Origin of the sequence: Profundibacterium mesophilum KAUST100406-0324, from assembly GCF_009835145.1 — a bacterium.
In the GTDB taxonomy this organism is placed as follows: domain Bacteria; phylum Pseudomonadota; class Alphaproteobacteria; order Rhodobacterales; family Rhodobacteraceae; genus Profundibacterium; species Profundibacterium mesophilum.
In genome coordinates, this window is record NZ_APKE01000082.1 from 1 (window position 1) to 721 (window position 721).

At 68.5% G+C, this 721-nt stretch carries 2 protein-coding genes; both read left to right on the plus strand.

Translation table 11 applies throughout. The annotated features are described in order from the left end of the window. Nucleotides 1-156 precede the first annotated feature (156 nt). Nucleotides 157-453, plus strand: a complete 297-nt coding sequence (locus PMES_RS16320) for a VpaChn25_0724 family phage protein (RefSeq protein WP_159966767.1) — start codon at nt 157-159, stop codon at nt 451-453. 12 nt (nt 454-465) lie between these two features. Next, nucleotides 466-721: VpaChn25_0724 family phage protein (locus PMES_RS16325; RefSeq protein ID WP_159966768.1), on the plus strand; the 256-nt coding region annotated here is incomplete at its 3' end.

Genomic DNA, 721 nt, shown 5'->3' on the forward strand with positions numbered 1-721 from the left:
CACCATCGAGGCGCGGCTCGATACGCTCGCCACATCGAAGGAAGTCTCTGAGCTGTCGGTGGCCATCGCGCGCCAGACCGGCGTGCTGGAGCAGCAAGGCACCCAGCTGACCGTGCTCTACAAGGCGGCCTGGGAGGCCAGCAAGGGGGCCAAGTGATGATCTGGCCGGTCGAGAGGATCGAGGCCGAGATGCGGCGGCTGCATGTGCTGCGCTATCTCGCCGCCGCCGGGGGCTACGAGGCCTCGGCCAGCGTCCTGCGGCTGCATTGCGCGCGCATCGGTCTGCCGACCACGGGCGACCAGCTGGTCGCGGACCTGAGTTGGCTGGAGCAGGCGCAGCTGACCACCCTGCGCTCATACGGCACCGACACGATCGCGCGGCTGACCAGTGCCGGTCGGGACGTCGCCGAGGGCACCCAATATCACCCCGGCGTCATGCGTCCGGATCCATGATGGAGAGACACGATGATTGAAGCGACGATGTCCGAGCACCGCAGGCTCGCGATCCCCAGCTCGGGCTATACCAGCAACGCCTCCATTCTGGGCGACGTGGTGCGCGGGGTGGGCGTGGCGAGCAGTGAGGACCAGATGCGCGCCGCGCTGGCCTGGTTGAAGGAGGCCGACCTGATCGAGCTCTCCGATCTGGGCCATGTGGTCATCGCCACGGCCACGCCGCGCGGCGCCGAGGTGGCCCTGGGCGAAGTCATTCATCCCGGCGTGC

What these genes read in the sequence shown, in the direction of transcription:
- PMES_RS16320 (WP_159966767.1), top strand. Translation starts at nt 157, where the DNA reads ATGATCTGGCCGGTCGAGAGGATCGAGGCCGAGATGCGGCGGCTGCAT.